Source organism: Armatimonadota bacterium, assembly GCA_035527535.1.
Taxonomy (GTDB): domain Bacteria; phylum Armatimonadota; class Hebobacteria.
Genome location: DATLAK010000016.1, coordinates 1 through 2,682, shown reverse-complemented (window position 1 = coordinate 2,682; position 2,682 = coordinate 1). Strand labels below are relative to the sequence as shown.

General features: G+C 66.8%; 2 protein-coding genes. Both read left to right on the top strand.

What is annotated here, in order from left to right:
* Positions 1–1,501, top strand: a 1,501-nt coding sequence (locus VM221_00795; GenBank protein ID HUT73355.1) for a DUF4838 domain-containing protein, incomplete at its 5' end; no start/stop codon positions are given.
* A 165-nt stretch (positions 1,502–1,666) separates the two neighbouring features.
* On the top strand, positions 1,667–2,682 hold a 1,016-nt coding region (locus VM221_00790; GenBank protein ID HUT73354.1), incomplete at its 3' end, for a DUF4838 domain-containing protein.

Genomic DNA, 2,682 nt, shown 5'->3' with positions numbered 1-2,682 from the left:
CAACGACTCGCACTGCACCTGCCCCGCGTGCGCGAGGATTGACGCGGAGAACGGCAGCCCCGCCGGGTCGTTGATTACCTTCGTCAACCAGGTCGCCGCGGCGGTGGAAAAGGCGCATCCCGGGGTGTGGGTTTCGACCCTCGCCTACCAGCATACGGTTGACGCACCCACCCGGGTGCGACCGCGCCGGAACGTAGTGGTCCGGTTGTGCAACAACCTCCACGGGTGGCGCTACCCGTTCGTTGACTTCGTCTCCAGCGACCACCCGGAGAGCGAGCGCTATCGGCAGGCAATCATCGCGTGGTCGGCGATATGCAACCAGCTTACCATCTGGGATTACACCGCCAATTTCGCGCACTACCCTGCGCCGATGCCCAATATGCAGGTGCTGGCGCCGAGCGTGCGCTTCTACGTCGCGCACAAGGTGAAGGGCGTCATGTTGCAGGGCACCTACCAGGGCGCGGGCGGCGAGCGCATGGAGATGCGCAGCTGGGTCATGGCCAAGCTGCTGTGGGACCCCACGCGCGAGGTGGAGGAGCTGACGCGAGACTTCGTCCAGGGCTATTACGAGGAGGCCGCGCCGGCCATCGCCGCCTACTACGAGCTGCTGGATCGGGCCGGGCGGGAGCACCCCGAGGTGACGGATTGCGGCTATAATATGGATGCTCCGTTCCTCTCGCGCGAGTTCCTCGACCAGGCGACCGCGCTGTTCGATCGCGCCGAGGCGCTGGCGCGCAGCGACGAGATCCGGCGCCGCGTGCAGCTCGCGCGGCTGTCCATCATCTACGTCAAGCTGTGCCGGGGGCCGGGGTTCACCGGGCCGGACCGCTATCGCTCCCTCATCGCCGAGTTCGAGAAAGAAGCGCGCCGCGAGAACGTGCTTTTCACGAGGGAGGGCCCTCCCGACCTTGACTCCAGGCTCCAGGAATGGCGCGACAAGCTCAGGGTCTTCGAAGTGTTGCCGAGCATCAAGCCGAGCGAAGTCGTGGTGTGGGCGCTGCCGGCGGTCTGGAGATTCGCCATTGACCCGCAGGATGTGGGGGGATCGAAAGGGTGGTACGGCGCCTCATTCAATGACGCCGATTGGGCCGAGGTGCGCAGCGACCTCGGCAACGGTTGGGAGAGCCAGGGCTTCCCGCACTACGCCGGGTTCGGATGGTATCGGCAAACCATCGCCGTTCCCGCGAGCCTGGATCGCAAGTACCTGTACCTGTATTTCGGCGCCGTGGACGAGGAGGCGTGGGTGTACCTCAACGGGCAACCGGCCTTCGAGCACAGCTGCGCGACCACGGGCCTGGCGCCGCCTCAGATCTGGGTGACGCCGTTCGCCTTCGATCCCCGGCCGCACCTGAAGCTCGGCGAGACCAACACGATCGCGGTGCGCGTTTACAACAGCGCATACATGGGCGGTATCTACCTGCCGGTTTACCTGGTGGCGGCGGATCGTCCTCTGGATCTGGCTCTGGCCAAAGCCGTGGTGGCAAGGGAGGCGCCCAGGTAGCCCGGAGTGTGTGCTTGCACCGCGGGGAGTTCGCGCCCGGCGGAGAAACCAGCGATGGGCATGCCCTGCGGCATCGCAGGACTCAACGTGGCGGCGTCGAACCGAGCGGGAAGGTCAAGCCTGGCACCACCTGCGGCCAGGGCGCCTTCGACGGAGGTGGAACCCATGAACTTTCCAACCCTGGTAGCGGCAGTCCTGCTGGGGCCCGTGCTGCTGAGCGGGGGCCCTAGCGTGGCGGCCGGCTGGCACAACTCGCTGGCGCCCCGGGGGCAGCACAGCTCCCCCTTGACCCTGGCCCGAGACGGCGAAACGGACTATGTCATAGTGATCCCGGCGCAGCCGACCTCGCAGGATAACAAAGCCGCCGAGGATCTTGCGCGGTGGCTGGGCGAGATGACCGGCGCCGAGTTCCGCATCGTCCCCGACAGCGCGCCCGCGATCGCGACCGAGATCAGCGTCGGACGGACCAACCGGCTCGCCAAGGCCGAAGTGCCCCAGGCAGCGGCCGGTCTGGGTGACGAGGGATACGCGATCGGCGCGCACGGCGCCAGGCTCTTTCTGTTGGGCGGGCGCCTGCGCGGGCCCATCTACGCGGTCTATGCGCTGCTGGAGGAGGACCTGGGCTGCCGCTGGTATGCGGGCGAAAGCAGCCGCCTCCCGCATCGCCGCACGCTGCGCTTGCGGCCGGTGCCGCGCGCCTACACGCCGCCGCTGCTGATTCGCGATCCTTTCTACTTCGCCGCCTTCAACCCCACCTGGTCGCTGCGCAATCGCACCAATGCGCCTCGGGCGCCGGTGCCCGAGGAATGGGGCGGCCATGTTGACTATGACGGCCTCTTCGTCCATACCTTCAACCAGCTTGTCCCCCCCGACCAGTACTTCAAGAACCACCCCGAGTACTTCGCCCTGGTTGACGGCCAGCGCACCCTGGAGCAGTTGTGCCTGACCAATCCCGAGGTGGTGAAGATCGCCACTGCCAATGTGCTGCGCGTGCTCGAGGAGCATCCGAATACCGAGATCGTCGAGGTCTCCGCCAATGACAACGACTCGCACTGCACCTGCCCCGCGTGCGCGAGGATTGACGCGGAGAACGGCAGCCCCGCCGGGTCGTTGATTACCTTCGTCAACCAGGTCGCCGCGGCGGTGGAAAAGGCGCATCCCGGGGTGTGGGTTTCGACCCT